This window comes from Picosynechococcus sp. PCC 73109 (genome assembly GCF_001521855.1).
GTDB lineage: Bacteria > Cyanobacteriota > Cyanobacteriia > Cyanobacteriales > MRBY01 > MRBY01.
Genome location: NZ_CP013998.1, coordinates 1,764,010 through 1,783,033 on the forward strand (window position 1 = coordinate 1,764,010; position 19,024 = coordinate 1,783,033).

The 19,024-nt window shown below is 49.9% G+C and carries 16 protein-coding genes and 1 tRNA gene; 12 read left to right on the top strand and 5 right to left on the bottom strand.

Going from position 1 to position 19,024, the window contains the following annotated elements; all coding sequences use genetic code 11:
- Positions 1-74 precede the first annotated feature (74 nt).
- The 4 genes from AWQ23_RS08485 (at position 75) to AWQ23_RS08500 (ending at position 6,237) form a co-directional block, all read left to right on the top strand.
- Positions 75-2,789, top strand: a complete 2,715-nt coding sequence (locus AWQ23_RS08485; RefSeq protein ID WP_062434397.1) for a cation-transporting P-type ATPase — start codon at positions 75-77, stop codon at positions 2,787-2,789.
- 203 nt (positions 2,790-2,992) lie between these two features.
- Positions 2,993-4,789, top strand: coding sequence for a pyruvate kinase (pyk, locus tag AWQ23_RS08490; protein WP_012307271.1), 1,797 nt, complete (start codon positions 2,993-2,995; stop codon positions 4,787-4,789).
- Positions 4,790-4,859: 70 nt separating this feature from the next.
- Positions 4,860-5,402, top strand: a complete 543-nt coding sequence (locus AWQ23_RS08495) for a LapA family protein (protein WP_232308874.1) — start codon at positions 4,860-4,862, stop codon at positions 5,400-5,402.
- A gap of 22 nt (positions 5,403-5,424) precedes the next feature.
- Positions 5,425-6,237, top strand: a complete 813-nt coding sequence (locus tag AWQ23_RS08500) for a segregation/condensation protein A (RefSeq protein WP_062434403.1) — start codon at positions 5,425-5,427, stop codon at positions 6,235-6,237.
- 4 nt (positions 6,238-6,241) lie between these two features.
- On the opposite strand, the gene AWQ23_RS08505 is transcribed toward AWQ23_RS08500, so the two are convergent.
- A complete protein-coding gene (locus AWQ23_RS08505) occupies positions 6,242-6,574 on the bottom strand; it encodes a hypothetical protein (RefSeq protein WP_062434405.1) in 333 nt (110 codons plus the stop codon).
- Between the two features lie 31 nt (positions 6,575-6,605).
- A tRNA-Leu gene (locus AWQ23_RS08510) sits at positions 6,606-6,686 on the bottom strand.
- Between the two features lie 132 nt (positions 6,687-6,818).
- Between AWQ23_RS08510 and AWQ23_RS08515 the strand changes: the two genes are divergently transcribed.
- From AWQ23_RS08515 to AWQ23_RS08525, 3 genes are all read left to right on the top strand, one after another.
- The gene (locus AWQ23_RS08515) at positions 6,819-7,595 is read left to right on the top strand and encodes a COP23 domain-containing protein (RefSeq protein ID WP_062434407.1); all 777 of its coding nucleotides are present in this window, start codon (positions 6,819-6,821) and stop codon (positions 7,593-7,595) included.
- Positions 7,596-7,882: 287 nt separating this feature from the next.
- A complete protein-coding gene (locus tag AWQ23_RS08520; protein WP_012307276.1) occupies positions 7,883-8,326 on the top strand; it encodes a hypothetical protein in 444 nt (147 codons plus the stop codon).
- A 69-nt stretch (positions 8,327-8,395) separates the two neighbouring features.
- Complete coding sequence (locus AWQ23_RS08525; RefSeq protein ID WP_030006956.1) at positions 8,396-10,018, top strand: serine/threonine-protein kinase; 1,623 nt, start codon at positions 8,396-8,398, stop codon at positions 10,016-10,018.
- A gap of 41 nt (positions 10,019-10,059) precedes the next feature.
- On the opposite strand, the gene AWQ23_RS08530 is transcribed toward AWQ23_RS08525, so the two are convergent.
- A complete protein-coding gene (locus AWQ23_RS08530; RefSeq protein ID WP_062434410.1) occupies positions 10,060-10,626 on the bottom strand; it encodes a Uma2 family endonuclease in 567 nt (188 codons plus the stop codon).
- A gap of 49 nt (positions 10,627-10,675) precedes the next feature.
- Positions 10,676-12,967: a phosphoribosylformylglycinamidine synthase subunit PurL gene (gene purL, locus AWQ23_RS08535; RefSeq protein ID WP_062434413.1), complete on the bottom strand. Its 2,292-nt coding sequence runs from the start codon at positions 12,965-12,967 to the stop codon at positions 10,676-10,678.
- A 137-nt stretch (positions 12,968-13,104) separates the two neighbouring features.
- On the opposite strand from purL, the gene AWQ23_RS08540 reads away from it, so the two are divergent.
- Complete coding sequence (locus AWQ23_RS08540) at positions 13,105-13,374, top strand: hypothetical protein (protein ID WP_062434417.1); 270 nt, start codon at positions 13,105-13,107, stop codon at positions 13,372-13,374.
- 65 nt (positions 13,375-13,439) lie between these two features.
- Here AWQ23_RS08540 and AWQ23_RS08545 read toward each other — a convergent pair whose 3' ends face one another.
- On the bottom strand, positions 13,440-13,631 hold the full coding sequence (locus tag AWQ23_RS08545) for a type II toxin-antitoxin system HicB family antitoxin (RefSeq protein ID WP_062434420.1): 192 nt from the start codon (positions 13,629-13,631) through the stop codon (positions 13,440-13,442).
- 99 nt (positions 13,632-13,730) lie between these two features.
- On the opposite strand from AWQ23_RS08545, the gene AWQ23_RS08550 reads away from it, so the two are divergent.
- From AWQ23_RS08550 to alaS, 4 genes are all read left to right on the top strand, one after another.
- Positions 13,731-14,153, top strand: a complete 423-nt coding sequence (locus AWQ23_RS08550; protein ID WP_062434423.1) for a DUF29 domain-containing protein — start codon at positions 13,731-13,733, stop codon at positions 14,151-14,153.
- Between the two features lie 250 nt (positions 14,154-14,403).
- Positions 14,404-15,534 carry a site-2 protease family protein gene (locus tag AWQ23_RS08555; protein ID WP_062434426.1) on the top strand — a complete coding sequence of 377 codons (1,131 nt, stop codon included), beginning with the start codon at positions 14,404-14,406 and terminating at the stop codon, positions 15,532-15,534.
- 141 nt (positions 15,535-15,675) lie between these two features.
- Positions 15,676-16,224 (top strand): Uma2 family endonuclease, encoded by a 549-nt coding sequence (locus tag AWQ23_RS08560; RefSeq protein WP_062434433.1) that lies wholly within the window; start codon positions 15,676-15,678, stop codon positions 16,222-16,224.
- A 135-nt stretch (positions 16,225-16,359) separates the two neighbouring features.
- On the top strand, positions 16,360-18,993 hold the full coding sequence (gene alaS / locus AWQ23_RS08565) for an alanine--tRNA ligase (RefSeq protein ID WP_062434436.1): 2,634 nt from the start codon (positions 16,360-16,362) through the stop codon (positions 18,991-18,993).
- The last annotated feature ends 31 nt before the right edge of the window (positions 18,994-19,024 follow it).

The following is a 19,024-nucleotide window of genomic DNA, read 5'->3' on the forward strand; positions in this document are numbered from 1 at the left end:
CTACACAATTCTATAGAACTAAATTGCTAGAATTTGGAGGATCAAATTTGCAGGTTAATTTTTAAGCTTAAGTTATGCCAGTGTCATCATCACTTCCTCCCTGCCATACCCAATCAGAGGCCGAATTAATTCAATCCCTAAGGAGCGATGCAGAACGGGGATTATCGCCAGAGGCGGTGGCCCAGCGTTATGAGCAGTATGGTTGGAATGAATTGAAGTTTCGGGCTGGGAAACCAGCTTGGTTGCGTTTTCTGTTGCAGTTCCACCAGCCTCTTCTATACATCTTAATTATCGCTGGGAGTATTAAGGCGGCCTTGGGTTCCTGGACGAATGCCTGGGTCATTTGGGGGGTTACTTTCATTAATGCGGTGATTGGTTATATCCAAGAAGCTAAGGCGGAAGGGGCGATCGCCTCCCTGGCAAAAGCAGTCACCACCGAAGCGATGGTTCTGCGGGAAGGCAATACTCTCCGGATCCCGTCACGGGATTTGGTGCCTGGCGATATTGTGCTGTTGGCTTCCGGGGATAAAGTCCCGGCGGATTTGCGGTTGCTCAAGGTGCGGAACCTCCAAGTTGACGAGTCAGCCCTGACGGGGGAAGCGGTACCCGTCGAGAAAAAGTTAGGTCTTTTACCCCTAGACACGCCCCTAGGCGATCGCCGCAATATGGCCTATGCGGGAAGCTTTGTCACCTTTGGCCAGGGCACAGGCATCGTCGTGGCGATCGCCAATCAGACGGAAATGGGGCAGATTTCCCAATCCATGGAGAAGCAGGTCAGTTTAACCACACCACTGACCCGAAAATTTACCAAATTTAGCCATTCCCTGCTGTATGTGATTTTGACCCTGGCGACCCTCACCTTTGCCATTGGTTGGGGCCGGGGGGGTAATCTCGCCGAGATGTTTGAAGCTGCCGTGGCCCTGGCCGTGAGTGCGATTCCCGAAGGATTACCCGCCGTAGTGACGATTACTTTGGCGATTGGGGTGAACCGGATGGCCCGCCGCCATGCCATTATTCGTAAATTACCCGCCGTAGAAGCCCTCGGAAGTGCCACGGTGGTCTGTTCTGATAAAACGGGCACCCTCACGGAAAATCAGATGACCGTCCAGGCGATCTATGCGGGGGATGTTCATTTCAAAGTGAGTGGCAGTGGCTACAGTCCGAAGGGAGAAGTTTACCTGGTCGCAACCGGTGATGATGGGGATGCCAGCTTTGAAACCCTGCCCCCAGTCCTGGCAGAATGTCTCACCGCAGGGCTGCTCTGCAACGATTCCCAACTGAAACAAACGGGTGATGATTGGTCTGTGGTGGGCGATCCAACGGAAGGGGCCTTGATTACTGCGGCGGCGAAGGCGGGCCTCAGTCAGGTGGGTTTAGACGCCCAGCGGCCCCGGCTCGATTCGATTCCCTTTGAGTCGGAATATCAGTACATGGCGACGCTCCATGATGGCACGGGGCGGACAATCTATGTCAAAGGGTCGGTGGAATCGCTGTTGCGCCGTTGTGAAACGATGTTATTGGACGATGGTCAGGCGATCGCCCTCGATCCTGCGGCCATCGAAGCAGTGGTAGAGACCATGGCCACCAAAGGATTACGGGTTCTCGCCTTTGCGAAAAAAGAAGTCAGCAGTCACCAACACAGCGTTGACCATGAGGATCTCACCACAGGCCTTGAGTTTTTAGGGCTTCAGGGAATGATTGATCCCCCCCGACCGGAGGCGATCGCCGCTGTCCATGCCTGCCAAACAGCAGGAATTAACGTCAAGATGATCACCGGTGATCACATTGCCACCGCCAAGGCGATCGCCCAACGCATGGGAATCCGCACCGGAGAAACAGTCATTGCCTTTGAGGGTCAAGACCTCGAAAAAATGGATCCCCAAAGTCTGGCCGAGGCCGCCGAAACCGGGTCGGTCTTTGCCCGGGTTGCCCCAGCCCAAAAACTTGCCCTCGTCGAAGCCCTCCAGAAAAAAGGTGATATCGTCGCGATGACGGGTGATGGCGTGAATGATGCCCCAGCCCTCAAACAAGCCGACATTGGCATCGCCATGGGTAAAGGCGGCACCGAAGTGGCCAGGGAATCCGCCGATATGCTGCTCACCGATGATAATTTTGCCTCCATTGAAGCTGCCGTCGAAGAAGGACGCACCGTTTACCGCAATCTCCGCAAGGCGATCGCCTTCCTCTTGCCCGTTAATGGCGGTGAATCCATGACAATCTTGATCAGTGTCTTGCTGGCGCGGGATTTGCCCATTCTGTCTTTGCAGGTGCTGTGGCTGAATATGATCAACTCGATCACCATGACTGTGCCCCTCGCCTTTGAAGCCAAGCCCGCCGGGATTATGCAATCGCCCCCCCGCAATCCCAACGAACCCCTGATCACCCCCAAGCTGCTGCGACGGATCGGGATTATTTCGATCTTTAACTGGATTCTTATCTTTGGCATTTTTGAATGGATCAAAACCAGCACTGGCGATCTCGCCCTCGCCCGCACCATGGCGATCCAAGCCCTCGTTGCCGCTCGGATCATTTATTTATTGAGCATCAGTCAACTGGGCCGTAGCCTCCTTCGCTACATCAGCGGCCAAACAAAAACCATCATCCAAGCCCCGCTCCTGTTGGTTGGCATTGCCGTTGCCGTCGCTTTGCAGGTTGCCTTTAGTCAATGGGGCCTGATGAATCAACTCTTTCAGACAGCTCCCCTCACCTGGCAACAGGGATTAATCTGTGTACTGCCGATGTTACCGATGATTCCCACGGCGATCGCCGCTAACTATTTAGACACCTGAGACCTGAAGGAAAACCACAAAAATAAGGGGAAGATTCTCTGGCTTCCCCCTTGTCCACCAAAAGCTTCCACCGACAGACCCCAGAGCAGATCCCATCGAGATTCCCAAAATCTCCCAGAACTCCCCTGCCATGTATAGAAAGAAACGTCAACTTTTGGGATAATATGAGGCTTGTTTTCCCAACTGACCCGAGAAAGTTCACTATGCCCTCTAGAGAAATGCCCCGCCGCACCAAGATCGTCGCCACCATTGGCCCTGCGACTAGCAAACCAGACGTTCTCCGGGAAATCATCGAAGCAGGGGCAACTACTCTACGGCTAAATTTCTCCCATGGTACCCACGATGACCACCAACGCAATATTCGTCTGATTCGACAAACCGCCTTTGAACTGAATCAACCCGTTGGCATTCTCCAAGATCTCCAGGGGCCAAAAATTCGCCTCGGTCGCTATGAGAGCGACTTTATCACCCTCAAAAACGGCGATCCCTACATCATCACAAGTCGTGAGGTGCCCTGTACCCAAGAAGTCGGCTACGTCAGCTATGACAAGCTAGCGGAAGAAGTCCCCGAAGGCTCCACCATCCTCCTCGACGATGGCAAGGTAGAAATGAAGGTCGAACGGGTCGATATTGCCGCAAAAAATCTCCACTGCCGCGTGGTCGTCGGTGGCAAGCTCTCCAATAACAAAGGGGTCAATTTTCCTGGGGTCTATCTCTCCGTTAAAGCCCTCACTGATAAAGACCGCGAAGATCTCATGTTTGGCCTCGACCAAGGCGTCGATTGGGTCGCCCTCAGTTTTGTGCGCAATCCCCAGGATGTTCTGGAAATCAAAGAGCTCATCGCCAATGCCGGGAAAAATGTCCCTGTGATCGTCAAGATCGAAAAACACGAGGCGATCGAACAGATGGAGGCTATTCTGTCCCTTTCCGATGGTGTTATGGTCGCCCGGGGGGATCTTGGGGTCGAGCTGCCCGCCGAAGACGTGCCCATTCTCCAGAAAAAACTCATTGCCACCGCCAACCGCTTCGGGATTCCTGTGATTACCGCCACCCAGATGCTCGATAGCATGGTGAGTAATCCTCGCCCCACTCGCGCCGAAGTTTCCGATGTGGCCAACGCGATTTTAGATGGTACCGATGCGGTGATGCTTTCTAATGAAACTGCTGTGGGCGAATTCCCCGTAGAAGCCGTGGCAACCATGGCAACCATCGCCAAGCGCATCGAAAAGGAACCCGACGGCATTCAAAAACAACCTTCTGATAAAAAATCGATTCCCAATGCTATTTCTGCCGCCGTCAGCCATATTGCTGGACAGTTAGATGCAACGGCGATCATGACCCTCACTAAGTCTGGAGCAACGGCCCGAAACGTCTCCAAATTTCGCCCAGCAACGCCGATCCTTGCTGTCACCCCCCATGTGGATGTGGCTCGTCGTCTCCAGTTGGTCTGGGGGGCAAAGCCACTCCTCGTTATGGATTCTCCGTCAACGACCCAAACTTTTAAGGCGGCGATTAATGTGGCCCAGGAGAGCGGTTTTCTCCATGAAGGGGACTTGGTAATCATGACAGCGGGGACGCTCCAAGGGGTGTCTGGTTCTACAGATCTCATCAAAGTCGAAATGGTGCAGGCGGTGCTCGGAGAAGGCATTGGCATTGGTCAAGGGGCGGCCAGTGGTCGTGCCCGGGTCGTGAATCAAAGTGAAGATATTAATGATTTTGGGCCAGGGGAGATCCTCGTTGCTCGGTCTACGGATGCGGCCTATGTGGAAATGATCCGTAAGGCCAGCGGCATCGTGATCGAAGAACCGAATCAAAATTGTCACGCGGCAACTTTGGGGATGCGGTTGGGTATTCCGGTGATTGTCGGTTTTAAGGAAGCAACTCAGTTAATTCGGGATGGCTCGATTATCTCCATTGATGCCCGTCGAGGCACTGTTTATTCTGGGGTAAATGTGAGCCTTGGGGATGCTGTGGGTGGCACCAAAATGTCCCTGGCTTAAGCCCAGGCGATCGCAATTATCACTTTTATCATCCGGCGGCCCCAACAATGTTTGGGGCAATTTTTTGGGGTTGGAACAATTACGATATCCTAGGGGGTGTATTGGCGATCGCCATCGAGATCCGCCATGCGATGCATCCTGTGGAGAGATCATGCGGCAACTGAATTTTTTATTGTTTTTTGCCCTGTGCTTAGCCCTAGCGCTATTTAGTATCGAAAATACGCAACCCGTCGGGATTAACATCATTCCGGGATTCCAAGCCGAAGCGCCCCTCTCCATCGAACTCCTGCTGGCGGTGGGCACAGGGGCGATTTTAGCCTGGATGTTTAGCCTGTGGGATCAATTGCAGCGGCAAATTGAATCATGGAAAGCCCAACGGGAACTGAAGCTCCAGAGTCAAAAAATTGAGGAATTGGAAAAAGCTTTGGCTGAACTGCAGGCCGCCCAACAAAACGCCGCAGAATCATCGGCAGAGTCCCCCAGTGCGAGGACCGCATCCACTGCAGACAAAACGGTGCCTGAACCTGAAACTTCTACCGATACCGATACAGGAGACACCCAGGACTCCGCTGAAGCATCTCCAGAAGAGTCTCAACCTGAGCAAACGGCCTAATTTTTGACCCTTCGATAAAGCCATGGCCACCCAACCCCAAGCGGCGATCGCCACCCTCATTGAACTAGCCCAACAGGGAGAAATTGATCCCTGGGATGTGCAGGTCATCGATGTCATTGATCAGTTCCTCAGTGAACTAGGTCTCGCCGGGGATACAGACCCAATGCTGAGGGAGGCCGACCTACCCCAGTCGGGTCAAACTTTTCTATGGGCCTCCAAACTTGTCCTCCTCAAGGCCGACACCCTCGAAAGTTTAACGGCCATTGAAGCAGAGGTTCAGGAAGAAGAATTCTACGAAGATTGGGACGCAAGCGATACGGAACGACTCCCCCTCAAGCTGGAAAAAAGACTCCGGCGGCGGGCTACGGCACCTCCCCCAAAACGGCGGCGGGTCACCCTCCAGGAATTTATTGAGCAAATCCAACAAATTGCCAACGAAATCGAGGATCATACCCCCAAAAAACGCCTCAAAACGCCACGTAAACTATCCAATAAAGCGGCCATTAAACAGATTACCCAGTTGGCCCATGATGAAAATCTCACGGAATTAGCCGCCCAGCTAGAACAATTTTTCCAGACCCAGATGCCCCCTGATCCAGAAACCCCCGTGGTGTTTGAATTAGACGATTTAATCCGTCAATGGATCGCCTATAAAGAGGCCAACGAATTTTTCCCCCAGGAGATCACCGCCAAACAACATCGCCACGAAAAGGTCGGGATCTTTTGGGCTTTGCTTCTGTTGTCAGCCCAGTCAAAAGTGGTGCTTTCCCAGGACGATTTTTATGCGCCGGTACTGGTACGCCCGCTTTATCCAGGGCGACCACAAGGGGATTGAAACCCTAAACCGTAAATGATTTAAGAATCCAGCCTAATAAAATGCCCACCCCTGTGAACCGAACAATTTGCCAAAAGGGTTCCTGCCACTTGAGCAACTGACTTTCGAGTTGCAGTTCTAACTTCGCGATTTCGGCGGCAATGAGGTTGAGTTCTGTTTTGAGGGAGGCTTGTTTTTGGATCGTTTCTGGCTCTGCCTGGAGATTCTCTTGTTCTGCTTTCAGCTCTGTGATGCGGGCTTCGGCGGCCTTGACCTGGGCGTGGCGATCTTTTAGGGCGGCAAGGTCAGCTTCCACTTGGGCGATCGCCTGCTCAAATTCAGTGTGGGAAAGTGCCATCACTCCAAACCCCAGGAACTTTTTTTGTGAATGCGGACGGAGAGACTCGAACTCTCACGTCTAGGACACTAGAACCTAAATCTAGCGCGTCTACCAATTCCGCCACGTCCGCAAAATTAATTAGCTCAGTAAATATATCACATCCATTTTCCGGCCGACAAGGGGAACCTAAAGTCAGCTTATCCCGTCATCAAAACCCATAGGATCCCCCTAAAATTCATTGTGACGCACGAGAAATTTGAAGATGAGTAAAGGTTTGCACACTCGAACTTGGTTAAAAATCAGTATTGTCGGCTTAGAAATTTTAGGGTTTGCCGCCAGCAGTGCGATCGCCCAGGTGCCGCCGGACATCGTTGTGGACACAGATTCCAATGCGGGGAATACGCCCGGTGATGTGATCTACAATTCTGGCGATCGCCGTTTTGTGTGTCAGTACGAACAGGGACAATACACCGTAATGTACCAGCCCGAAAGTCGTCCGGGGGAAGTTTATCCTTGGGCGATTCCCCGCACCATGGGAGGCGGTTGGAATGCAGAGCGTCGCTGTGAAGAGATTGCCCGCCGCTTGGAACTGTACCGGGGTGATGGTCTCGTCGAGCTCACCACTGGCCGCGAAAATGGTTACGACATCGTTTGTGTGACCACCGAACTGAATCCCACCTGCCAAATCGTCTTTACGGTGCCCCGGGGCCAAAATGCGATCGCCACACGGGATCAAGTATTCGATAATCTCCTCAGTGCCGATAGCGGTTTCCAAACCCGTGGGGTCAATACCTTCATGGGCACTGGCTCGACCAATAGCCTCCTGGGACAACTCCAAAGTATTTTTGGCGGCCGCTCTACCTCTCCCCCCAGTCCCGTAGCCCAAGGTTACTCAAACAGTGGTATTAGCCTCAAGCCCTTCCTCGATCCCGCCGATGGTGGTACCGGAGAATATTTGACCCAGGGTCGCGCGGCAGGCCAGTCGAATCCGAACCCAAGCAACAATGGCCTCAGACTCAACACCGATCTCTTCCGTTAGATCATTTAGCATCTAGGCCCCAGAGCATTTAGTTTTGCCCGTAAGCGTCCTCTACTGTGTAATTTTTCCCTAGGCGATCGCCTAGGGTTTTTTCTAGTCTTTAATATTTCGATCGTTAACAATCTAGTAAAGCGGGTCGCTGGCTTTTTCGGAATGGGGCAGAACTCCTTACAATAGAAGGAGGTTTCGTCACGAATCCCCACTGTGTGTGATCAAGGTTTTTGGTCAACTAGAACAGGGTCAAATGACATTGATTCGTCTCGTAGTCCCAAGGAGCAAGATACATTGTGGCCCATAGTTTTTTGTTGGAAGCAGGTCGCTGGACGTTAAATGGTAGTTGGATCGAACGAAATCAGCCCCCCATTCTCATCCGGGGTAAAACGATTGTTGCTTGGGGCCAAAATAATTGGTTTACGATGGTGACAAAGTTAACGTTTCAAGATGGCGATCGCCCCGAAATTTCCTATCAATACAAAGGGCGTTTAGATAGCGGTGAGCGACAATATACCTATGTATTGCAACAAAGTATTTTGGGACGGGTGGAAGGAGAAGGTTGGGTTGGCTCAGAATCAATCGTTCAGCGATACTGGGTGCTTGGCGATCGCCAACGGCGCAGTGGCTTTGAAATGTTCTACCAGATTAACGACGATGAATATCGCTACTCCGGGGGCATCCTCGCCGGCCATTACCTCACCAGTACCATTGAAGGGACTCTCCTCCGTCAGCTTTAATAGCTTTAATCTTTTAAGTTTTGTCCGGTCTCCTGTTGTTTTGATTGTTTTGTTCGTCCACCCCAAACTATGACTACCGATCCCAATATCAATCGCCTTCTCGCCGGCCGTTATCGCCTGGTAGACCTCGTAGGCCAGGGGGCTATGGGGCGTGTCTACCGGGGTGAAGATACAGTCCTAGGGGGAGTCACGGTCGCCGTAAAGTTCCTAGCCCAGACCCTACTCAACGACAAGATGCGCCAACGCTTTGAGCGGGAAGCAACCATTTGCGCTCTCCTGAGTGAAAAAAGCATCCATATCGTGCGGGTAAAAGACTATGGCGTCGATGACCAGGATGTGCCCTTTTATGTCATGGAATATTTAGAGGGGGAAAGTCTAAGCGATATTATTGCCCATGCTACCCTCGGTTTACCGCGTTTTTTTCAAGTCGTGCGGCAAATATGTTTGGGGATGGAAGCAGCCCACCAAGGGATTACCTTCAAGGGGGAACAATGTTTAATTATTCACCGGGATATTAAACCCAGCAATATTCTGATCATGCAGGATGCGTCCCTAGGGGAATTGGTAAAAATTCTGGATTTTGGGATTGCGCGCCTCAGCCAAGCCGGAGCCGCCCAGACCCAATCGTTTATGGGCACCCTCGCCTACTGTTCTCCAGAGCAAATGGAAGGCAAGGAATTAGACCAACGCTCTGATATCTATAGCCTGGGGATTACGATGTACGAGATGCTCACGGGGGATATGCCCGTGATGCCTGAAAATAATTCCTTTGGGGGTTGGTACCGGGCGCACCATGACACACCACCAATTCCCTTTGATAAAAGTTTGCGGATTCCGGCTCCTCTGGCTGAAATTATCATGTGTTGTATGGCGAAAAGTCCGCGCGATCGCCCCCAGACTGTCAATGATATTTGGCAAGCCATGGCTCCCATCGCCAAATATTACGAACAACAAGCCGCAGAAACCAGGAAATCCTTTTTTACCACATCCCAAAATCTGCAAAATTTCCAAGCAACATCTCCGGTGGCAGGCCCCAATGATCCGACCCGGATTAACAATGCCACCACGGCCCCCAGCTTTCGTAATTCAACGGTAAATCGCCAGGGAAGGCCTACAGACAAACTGAATACAACCTTTAGCGATACCATTTGTGCGGCCCAGTCCTGGCCAGCGGATAAACCCCAAAATAAGATTGTTTTCCCACGGATTTTACCGGCTGAACCGACGGCGATCGCCAGTCTTTGGGCGATGTTAGAAGCTGAGGAGTTGGGCAAACGCCGTTTTGATACCCGTTACAATCAATTTCTCTTCATTGAGGCCCCCCATCCGATGTTGTTGTGGATCACGGTGCTGTACAACAGCAGTGAAGGAGCCCGTTGGTTGCCTTGCTATCTGGACTTGAAAACGAAGATCGGCCAACAGATGGCGCGTCTCTTAGCCAGCCAAGGGAACTATCGAATTCTGCTTTTTGCCTTAGGGCAACCCCAACGGTATTTTCACATTACCCAGGCGACAATTTCCCTGAAGCAACGGGAACAGCTTACCCGTTGGGCGGATTTAGGCCAGCGATTGCCTGCCAGTAATCCCGTGGTGAGTAAGCAAACTTTGAAAAAAGAATACGAGAAAAGCAAGGGCAAAATCTTAATGAAGTTGGCGGCTTCCCGGACGAACAGTAACCTTGGGGGATTTTAAAGCCATCTCTAATCTTCGTTAAAAAGGCGATCGCCAATCAATCATGTTAAATCTAGTACAAGATCTTTGAAGATATTGATACCCAGAATTTTACAAGGTAGAGATAAAGTTTGAGGCTCGCAATCAGCAATATAGAGTTCTGCTTGTTTTTCCTTGCGATTAACTAATATCCCAAAACTACAACCATTGTCTCGATATTCTTCCATTTTATCCCTTGTTTTTTGGACAGCATCGCTAGGCGAAACTAACTCAATGACAAAATCAGGACAGAGGGGAACAAATTTTTCTCGCTGATCGGCTGTTAATGCTTGCCAACGAGATTTTTTAAGCCAAGAAACATCAGGAGAACGGGTCGCACCATTGGGCAAAATAAAACCCGTTGAGGCATCGAAAACTTCTCCTAATTGATATTTGTGATTCCAGAGTTGTACTTGAAAAATTAGGTTAGCGTTTTGCCGCCCAGTTTCGCCACCAGTGGGAGGCATAATTACCAATTCTCCTTTAGCTGTACGTTCCAGTTGAAGCTCTGGGTTAACCAGACAAAGTTGCTGAAATTGTTCATTGCTTAAGGTGAAAACGGGTTCTAGCGCAAGGGTCATTGTTGTCATTAGCCTTACCCACTGAATTTGTACTTTCTATTGTAATCAGTTAACTAGATTACGGATGTAAACGACGGGCGATCGCCTCACTCCAGTTGTTGGTCATGTCCTCGACAGAAACCGCGATTACAGCCTGATTATTGACGGTAATTTGTAACTGATTGGTGTCGCTGACGGAACCGATCACCTGCCAATTGTCTGCCAAGGATTGATTGAGATGGGCTTCAAATTGGGCTTGTTTGTCGGGAGCCACAGAAACAATAATCTTGCCGCAGGTTTCGCCAAACAGGATGGCATCGAGACGGTCAGTGCCAGCAATCTCAACGGTTGCGCCGAGCTTCCCGCCGATACAGCATTCCGCCAGGGCAACGGCTAAACCACCCTCCGCAAGGTCATGGGCAGAACTTAACAAGCCTTCAGCAATGGCTTCACGAACAACCTTTTGCACCGCTTTCTCTAACTCAAAATCCACTTGGGGGGGAATACCCGCGACGGTATTGTGAATCGTATTTAGATATTCCGAACCGCCGAGGGTTGTTGTTGCCTGAGTACCAAGAAGATAGACCTTATCCCCAGCATTTTGGAAGGCTAAACCACAGACTTGATTAATATGTTCAACTCGTCCCACCATCCCGATAACTGGAGTCGGATAAATGGGGGTCGGTTTACCATCACTATCAAGGGTTTCATTGTAGAGAGAAACATTACCACCCGTGACAGGTGTATCCAATTCCCGACAGGCTTCCGCAATCCCTTTACAAGCATTTGCCAACTGCCAATAACCCACAGGTTTTTCGGGACTACCAAAGTTTAAATTGTTAGTAATTGCCAAGGGTTCAGCACCAACACAACTTAAATTTCTAGCAGCTTCAGCCACTGCCGCCTTTGCCCCTTCCAACGGATTTAAATAGACATAACGGGGGTTACAATCGGTACAAGCCGCCACACCAATGGTTGAAGTATCGGGCTTACCATTGACCGGACGAACTCGCACCACAGCAGCATCTGCGCCACCAGGGAAAATCACCGTATTGTTTTGCACTTGGTGATCGTACTGACGATAAATCCACTTTTTAGACGCAATGGTGGGCACATCTAACAGGGTTAATAAAATCTCATTCCAAGATTTTTCGGCAATTCCATTAATATCACAAGCAGGCAAAGAATCCACCGACCAAGCCCAAGCAGTTTGTGCATATTCGGGAGCTTCTGCCATCAATTCCCGATGATAAATGGGCGTATTATCTGATAGCGCAGTTGCCGGAACTTCGGCTGCGACTTCACCCTTAAACATGATTTTCACGATGGGTTCCGCGATAACTTCACCCGCAACAACCGCCTGTAAACCCCAACGATGGAAGATATCAATTAACTCCTGTTCCCGTCCTGTATGGGCAACAAATAGCATCCGTTCTTGGGATTCGGAGAGTAGATATTCGTAGGGAACCATGCTTGTTTCTCGCACCGGGATTTTATCGAGATCGAGCAACACACCGACCCCACCTTTGGCTGCCATTTCCGCCGTCGAACAGGTTAAACCCGCCGCACCCATATCCTGCGCCGCCGCCACTGCCCCCGTTTTAAAGGCTTCCAAACAGGCTTCAATTAGGGATTTTTCGGTAAAGGGATCACCAACTTGCACCGCAGGGCGATCGTCCATGGATTCATCAGTTAATTCCGCACTGGCGAAACTTGCGCCCCCCATACCATCCCGTCCGGTGGTGGAGCCGACATAGAGAACGGGATTACCGATGCCATAGGCTCCCGATTTAATAATTTCCTCGGTTTCCATCAAGCCCAACGCCATCGCATTGACGAGGGGATTGCCAGAATAAGCTTTATCGAAATAGACTTCACCGCCCACCGTTGGCACACCCACACAGTTTCCATAATGACTGATCCCTTCCACAACCCCCTGAAAGATGCGGCGAGTTTGGGCATTGTCGAGGGTTCCGAAGCGTAGAGAATTTAACAGGGCAATGGGACGCGCCCCCATCGTGAAGATATCGCGGAGAATACCACCGACCCCGGTTGCTGCCCCTTGGAAGGGTTCGATCGCCGACGGGTGGTTATGGGATTCGATCTTAAAGGCGAGGTGCAGACCATCCCCCATATCGACCACGCCCGCATTTTCACCGGGGCCGACGAGGACGCGATCGCCTTTCGTGGGGAAACCAGACAGCAATGGGCGGGAATTCTTATAACAACAATGTTCCGACCACATCACGCCAAACATCCCCAGTTCCGCCTTGTTGGGGTGACGACCGAGACGGCTCACAATTTCTTCGTATTCTTCGGGTTTGATGCCTTCGGATGCAATTTCTTCGGGGGTGAAGGGGCAAGTGGTCATAGTTCTACATCGATTCTTTCTGTAACAGCGTTATTGTATCGGCTTCAGAGAAGATCTAGATCATCAACGATGATTGCCACACACTTGATGGAGCTTATGCTTATAATAAGAAAGTACTACTTACGGAGAAGAATTTTATGGATATTAATCGAGTTTTGGACATCATTAGCGAAACAGCAAATGCAGAAGTTGCACACGTAACAACGTTTCAGGTGCTGCGTTCTACGCCAGATGGGCAATCTTATCCAGCGTATGTGCAGATTTTAGATGAGGGTGGATCTCAACGCTATAGCTGTAATGTAGTAACTTTAGAAGGAAAATGGTTCGTTTTTGGAACTTGCTCGGATTCCATTGAAGAAGTTATTGAAGCAATCGATTGGGATAGGATTGATAAGGGAGAAGAATAATTGAATAACTTTTGTTTTTCTCCTAATGATTATATAACTCAAAAAAAACTTTTCTTTCAAAAAAATCAAGCCATATTCATCACAACTTGTTGATGCAGTTCAATCAGCATTTTTGCTAAATCACTGGCAATTTCAATCACTTCCTCAATGGTTTGCCCCTCGGCGACTAAACCTTGTACATCCTCACTGGTCGCCAAATAGTAGTCCTGTCCTGCTTCGTGACGTTTCTCGATTTTGAGATGAATCAATGTTTTCATGAGGCGATCGCCCAATCTCAAGGAATGACTTCACTATTCTATGCTATGCAAATTAGGGTTTATCGTTATGATGATTAGAGAGGCATTTTGAGGAGGTTCATGGAGATGGACAAAGTACTTTATGATCATGACTTTGTGCTGTGGATCGAGAAGACTGTTGAACAACTCAAAACCCAAAATTTCTCGGCATTAGATTTAGAGCATTTAATCGACGAGGTAGAATCTTTGGGGAAACGGGAAAAGCGAGAGCTGAAAAATCGCTTAATTACTTTGTTTGAGCATCTTTTAAAACGCCACTATGTCCCCATGCCAGAATGTTATCGCGGTTGGGAGGGGACGATTCGCAGAACTCAATCAAAACTTAAAGATTTATTAGCAGATTCCCCCAGTTTAAGTAATTTACTCGAAGAAATTTATTTAGATTGTTATCAGGAAGCTGCGGCCAATATGCAACTTGAATATGATGTAGATTTTCCCCAAGATTATCCTTTTCTTCGTCCCTCACAAAACCTATTAAATTAAGTCTAAGCATTGTTGAATTGGGTGACAATTTTGTTTTTGTAGAGGCGATCGCCTTTCTTTCAACCAGTACCATCAAAAGCAAGCAATTCCGAGTGAACCGAACCCAAAACGGCGGGTTTCACTACCCAGTGAGTAAAGTAAGCACTTTACATTTTGTTACAATGTAAGCAATGAAAGCGGACAAAAAGGTTTTCAATAGCGCTAAACGTAAGTCTTTTTGGGCCTCAGCAACGATTCGGGAGGTTCATTTATGAACGGCAATTTTCGTGTGGGGAATTTATTTGGCATCCCCTTCTACATCAATATTTCTTGGTTCATTGTTCTGGTACTCGTCACCCTGAACTTTGGCGGCGGCCTGTCGTCCCAGTTTCCAGGCCTCGGCATTAACGCCTTAATTTTAGGATTGGTAGCAGGTTTGCTCCTGTTTGCCTCTGTGTTACTCCACGAGTTAGGCCACAGTTATGCAGCGATTCGCCAGGGAATTGGCGTCAACTCCATTACCCTATTTCTCTTCGGGGGACTCGCCAACCTTGATGAGGAAGCGAAAACGCCCGGTGGTGCATTCTGGATTGCTGTAGCAGGGCCGCTTGTGAGTTTGGCTCTCTTTATCGCACTCTTTCTCTTAACAGGCAGTGGTGTCCTGAGTGGGCCGCCAGCGGCGATCGCCGGATTGTTGGCTTACATCAACCTAATCTTGGCCACCTTTAACATGATTCCAGGTCTTCCCCTTGATGGTGGTAATGTCCTTAAATCTATTGTCTGGAAATTAACAGGGAACCGTTTTACCGGAACCATCTGGGCTAGCCGTGTTGGTCAGTTTATCGGTTGGACAGCGATCATTCTCGGTGCATTATCTATCCTTGGTATTTCTAATGTGGGTAGCTTCTGGACGCTGATCATTGGTTGGTTCTTACTTCAAAATGCGGGTCGTTCTGCCCAATCTGCCACCATTCAATCAGCCCTCTCTGGCTTAACGGCCGCTGATGCAGTGGTTAAAGACAGTCCGATTATCTCCGCAGAAACGACGCTACGGGATTTAGCAAACAGTGCCATCCGTTCTGGTAACCAGTGGAAACGCTTCTTAGTCCAGGACGAAACAGGTCAACTGCTCGGTGAAGTGCACCTTGATGTTCTTCGCGCCGTACCCACCAATGACTGGCCCCACAATCAGGTGCGTGATTTCATCAAATCTGTGCCTGCGGAAAATCAAGTCCAGTCTGATTTGTCCCTCCTAGATGTGGCCGCCAAACTTGAACAACAGGGTCTACAAGCCCTGGCGGTTATCCAAACCAACGGCACCCTCGTCGGACTGCTGGAAAAATCAGCAATCATTAAACTCCTGCAAAGCGGTCAACAGGACGCAAAAATCCAGTCCGCTTAATCTCTGACTCAAAACTTAAGATCAACTTGGGCGATCGCCTTTTGGAAGCACGAAAGTTCCTGGGGCGATCGCCCTCAATATTTATAAGTGGAGATTAAAGTACCAGCTACAATCAAAACAGAACGCAGAGATTAAACACCGATGACTCTGGCAACCTACAAGTGGACAATAGCAAACTACCATCAAGCAATTGAGGCGGGTCTCTTTGTTGATGAAGCGGTGGAGTTACTCCGAGGTAATTTAGTTGTCATGGCGCCAGAGCGAGAACCCCATGCTTATTACACCCGTAGTATTAGTCACTATTTACAAGGATTATTGGGCGATCGCGCCCTAGTCAGTGAAGCCCATCCCATTACGTTGCCGGATAATTCTGAACCGGAACCCGATGTGGCGATCGTGCAGCCCTTGGGACGGGAATACCTGAACCATCACCCCCACCCTGAAAATATTTTTTGGCTTATTGAATGTGCCCAAGCCACGCTCACAAAAGATTTAACCGAAAAGAAAAGCATTTACGCAGAAGCTGGGATTCAAGAATATTGGGTAATTGACTTACAGCATCACCAGTTAATCGTCTTTAAAGATCTCCAAAATGCTTCCTACACGACAGAGCAGACGCTAAAGACAGGCCTAATCTCCCCTCTTCGTTTTCCCGACGTGACGGTATCTGTTGACAAACTGCTTGCATAGGGGCGATCGCCTTTTGGAAGCACAAAAGTTCCTGGGGCGATCGCCTGATTCTGAGGTTTTTCCCAAGAATCCACCGCAAAGAATGTCACAATACAGACAGTAAAGTTTGTAGCGCAAAAATTTTTCGTAAATCCTATGTCTAGTGTGCCTCCTGTCCTGAGCGGAAGTGAAATTCGGTCAAAATTTCTAGAGTTTTTCAACCAGCGGCAACACCCCATTCTCCCCAGTGCATCCTTGGTGCCGGAAGACCCGACGGTACTCCTCACCATTGCGGGAATGTTGCCGTTTAAGCCGATTTTCCTCGGTCAGCAGGACGCCCCCAGCCCCCGCGCTACTACCTCCCAGAAATGTATCCGCACCAATGACATCGAAAATGTGGGCCGCACCGCCCGGCACCATACTTTCTTTGAAATGCTGGGGAATTTTAGCTTCGGGGATTATTTCAAAGAGCAGGCGATCGCCTGGGCCTGGGAACTGTCTACGGAAGTGTTTCAGCTTGACCCGAAAAATATTGTCGTCAGCGTGTTCCGCGAAGATGATGAAGCCTTTGAAATATGGCGTAACAAGGTCGGTGTGAATCCCAAACGCATCATTCGCATGGGAGAAGAAGATAATTTTTGGAAATCCGGGCCAACGGGGCCTTGTGGGCCTTGCTCTGAACTCTATTACGATTTCAAGCCAGAACTCGGCGATGACAACATTGACCTAGAGGACGATACTCGGTTTATCGAGTATTACAACCTCGTCTTTATGCAATATAACCGCGACGCCGAAGGTCATTTAACACCCCTACAAAACAAAAATATTGATACGGGAATGGGCTTGGAGCGCATGGCGCAAATCCTCCAACGGGTGCCCAACAATTACGAAACAGATCTGATCTTTCCAATTATTGAAACGGCCGCCAAAGCTGCCGGGATTCACTACGAAAAAGCCGACGAAAAAACAAAGGTTTCCTTAAAAGTGATTGGTGACCATGTGCGTTCTGTCGTCCACATGATTGCCGATGGGATTACCGCTTCTAACACCGATCGGGGTTACGTATTGCGGCGCTTAATTCGACGGGTTGTGCGTCACGGTCGACTGATCGGCATTGACGGGAATTTTATTAACCAGGTGGCAGAAACAGCGATTCAACTCTCAGAGGCCGCCTATCCCAACACCCGCGAACGGGAAAGTTTCATTAAACAGGAATTGGAGCGGGAAGAAAACAATTTCCTCAAGACCCTCGAACGGGGCGAAAAACTTCTCGCAGATATTATCGCCAAGGAAGAAAAACAAATTTCTGGGGTCGATGCGTTTACGCTATTCGATACCTTTGGGTTCCCCTTTGAACTCACCCAAGAAATTGCCGAAGAGAACGGTTTAACGGTTGATGCTGAAGGCTATCAAGCGGAGATGAAAAAGCAGCAGGAACGCTCCAAAGCCGCCCATGAAACCATTGACCTCACCGTCCAAGGCAGCCTTGATGAATTGGCTGAACACATCCACCCCACAGCCTTTTTAGGCTATACGGATCTGCAATCCCAGGTCAAAATTGAAGCCGTTCTCGTGGATGGCCACCGGGTAGAAACCGCCGAAGCCGGGGCAGTGGTGCAACTGATTTGTAACCAAACACCTTTCTACGCAGAGTCTGGGGGACAAATTGGCGATCGCGGTTATTTCTCTGGCGATCAACTCGTCGTCCGCATTAACGATGTCCAGAAAGAGTCGGGTTTCTTTGTCCACCATGGCAAAGTAGAGCGGGGCAGTTTAACGGTCGGCGACACAGTTAATGCCACCATTGATCGGGCCTGTCGTCGTCGCGCCCAGGCGAATCACACCGCAACCCATTTATTGCAAGCAGCCCTAAAAAACATTGTGGATGACTCCATTTCCCAGGCGGGTTCTTTAGTGGACTTTGATCGCCTGCGGTTTGACTTTAATTGCCCCAGGGCGTTAACCGCTGCCGAATTGACCCAAATTGAGGCCCAAATCAATATTTGGATTGCTGAAGCCCACGAAGGCCAAGTGGCAGTGATGCCCATTGCTGAGGCCAAAGCGAAGGGAGCCGTGGCCATGTTCGGTGAAAAGTACGGCGAAGAAGTGCGAGTTGTGGATTTTCCTGGGGTGTCCATGGAGCTTTGTGGTGGCACCCACGTGAAAAATACCGCTGAAATTGGCCTGTTCAAAATCATTTCTGAAACGGGCATTTCTTCTGGGATCCGCCGCATTGAAGCTGTGGCTGGCCCAGCGGTACTGGAATACCTCAAGGTGCGCGATCAGGTGGTCAAAGACCTCGGCGATAAATTTAAAGCCAAACCGGAAGAAATCACCGAACGGGTAGAAAATATCCAGGCGGAACTGCGCAACACCCAAAAGGAATTAGAAAAGGTCAAAGGTGAGCTGGCGATCGCCAAATCCGAAGCCCTCGTGAACCAAGCGGAAACTGTCGGCGAATTTAAGATCCTCGTGGAAAATATGGGCGATCTCGATGCCAAGGCCCTCCAAACTGCAGCTGAACGGCTCCAGCAAAAACTGGGTGAGGCAGCAGTGGTCTTAGGGTCAACCCCAGAAGACGGCAAGGTTTCCCTGGTGGCCGCCTTTAGCGAAGGGATTTACAAAGGCAAAAAAGTACAAGCTGGTAAATTTATCGGCGGCATTGCTAAACTCTGCGGTGGTGGCGGCGGTGGTCGTCCGAACCTGGCCCAAGCCGGGGGACGGGATGCCAGCAAATTACCCGAAGCCCTCCACACTGCCAAACAGCAACTTCGCGAAACTCTAGGTTAAGCTCACACCCCAATCGTCGAGATGGGTCGGA

Excerpts from the sequence above, each read along its gene's own strand:
- AWQ23_RS08500 (WP_062434403.1), top strand. The coding sequence starts at position 5,425 with ATGGCCACCCAACCCCAAGCGGCGATCGCCACCCTCATTGAACTAGCC.
- AWQ23_RS08550 (WP_062434423.1), top strand. The coding sequence starts at position 13,731 with ATGGAGATGGACAAAGTACTTTATGATCATGACTTTGTGCTGTGGATC.
- AWQ23_RS08525 (WP_030006956.1), top strand. The coding sequence starts at position 8,396 with ATGACTACCGATCCCAATATCAATCGCCTTCTCGCCGGCCGTTATCGC.
- AWQ23_RS08530 (WP_062434410.1), bottom strand. The coding sequence starts at position 10,626 with ATGACAACAATGACCCTTGCGCTAGAACCCGTTTTCACCTTAAGCAAT.
- AWQ23_RS08545 (WP_062434420.1), bottom strand. The coding sequence starts at position 13,631 with ATGAAAACATTGATTCATCTCAAAATCGAGAAACGTCACGAAGCAGGA.
- AWQ23_RS08515 (WP_062434407.1), top strand. The coding sequence starts at position 6,819 with ATGAGTAAAGGTTTGCACACTCGAACTTGGTTAAAAATCAGTATTGTC.
- AWQ23_RS08485 (WP_062434397.1), top strand. The coding sequence starts at position 75 with ATGCCAGTGTCATCATCACTTCCTCCCTGCCATACCCAATCAGAGGCC.
- pyk (WP_012307271.1), top strand. The coding sequence starts at position 2,993 with ATGCCCTCTAGAGAAATGCCCCGCCGCACCAAGATCGTCGCCACCATT.
- AWQ23_RS08540 (WP_062434417.1), top strand. The coding sequence starts at position 13,105 with ATGGATATTAATCGAGTTTTGGACATCATTAGCGAAACAGCAAATGCA.
- AWQ23_RS08505 (WP_062434405.1), bottom strand. The coding sequence starts at position 6,574 with ATGGCACTTTCCCACACTGAATTTGAGCAGGCGATCGCCCAAGTGGAA.
- purL (WP_062434413.1), bottom strand. The coding sequence starts at position 12,967 with ATGACCACTTGCCCCTTCACCCCCGAAGAAATTGCATCCGAAGGCATC.
- AWQ23_RS08555 (WP_062434426.1), top strand. The coding sequence starts at position 14,404 with ATGAACGGCAATTTTCGTGTGGGGAATTTATTTGGCATCCCCTTCTAC.
- AWQ23_RS08560 (WP_062434433.1), top strand. The coding sequence starts at position 15,676 with ATGACTCTGGCAACCTACAAGTGGACAATAGCAAACTACCATCAAGCA.
- alaS (WP_062434436.1), top strand. The coding sequence starts at position 16,360 with ATGTCTAGTGTGCCTCCTGTCCTGAGCGGAAGTGAAATTCGGTCAAAA.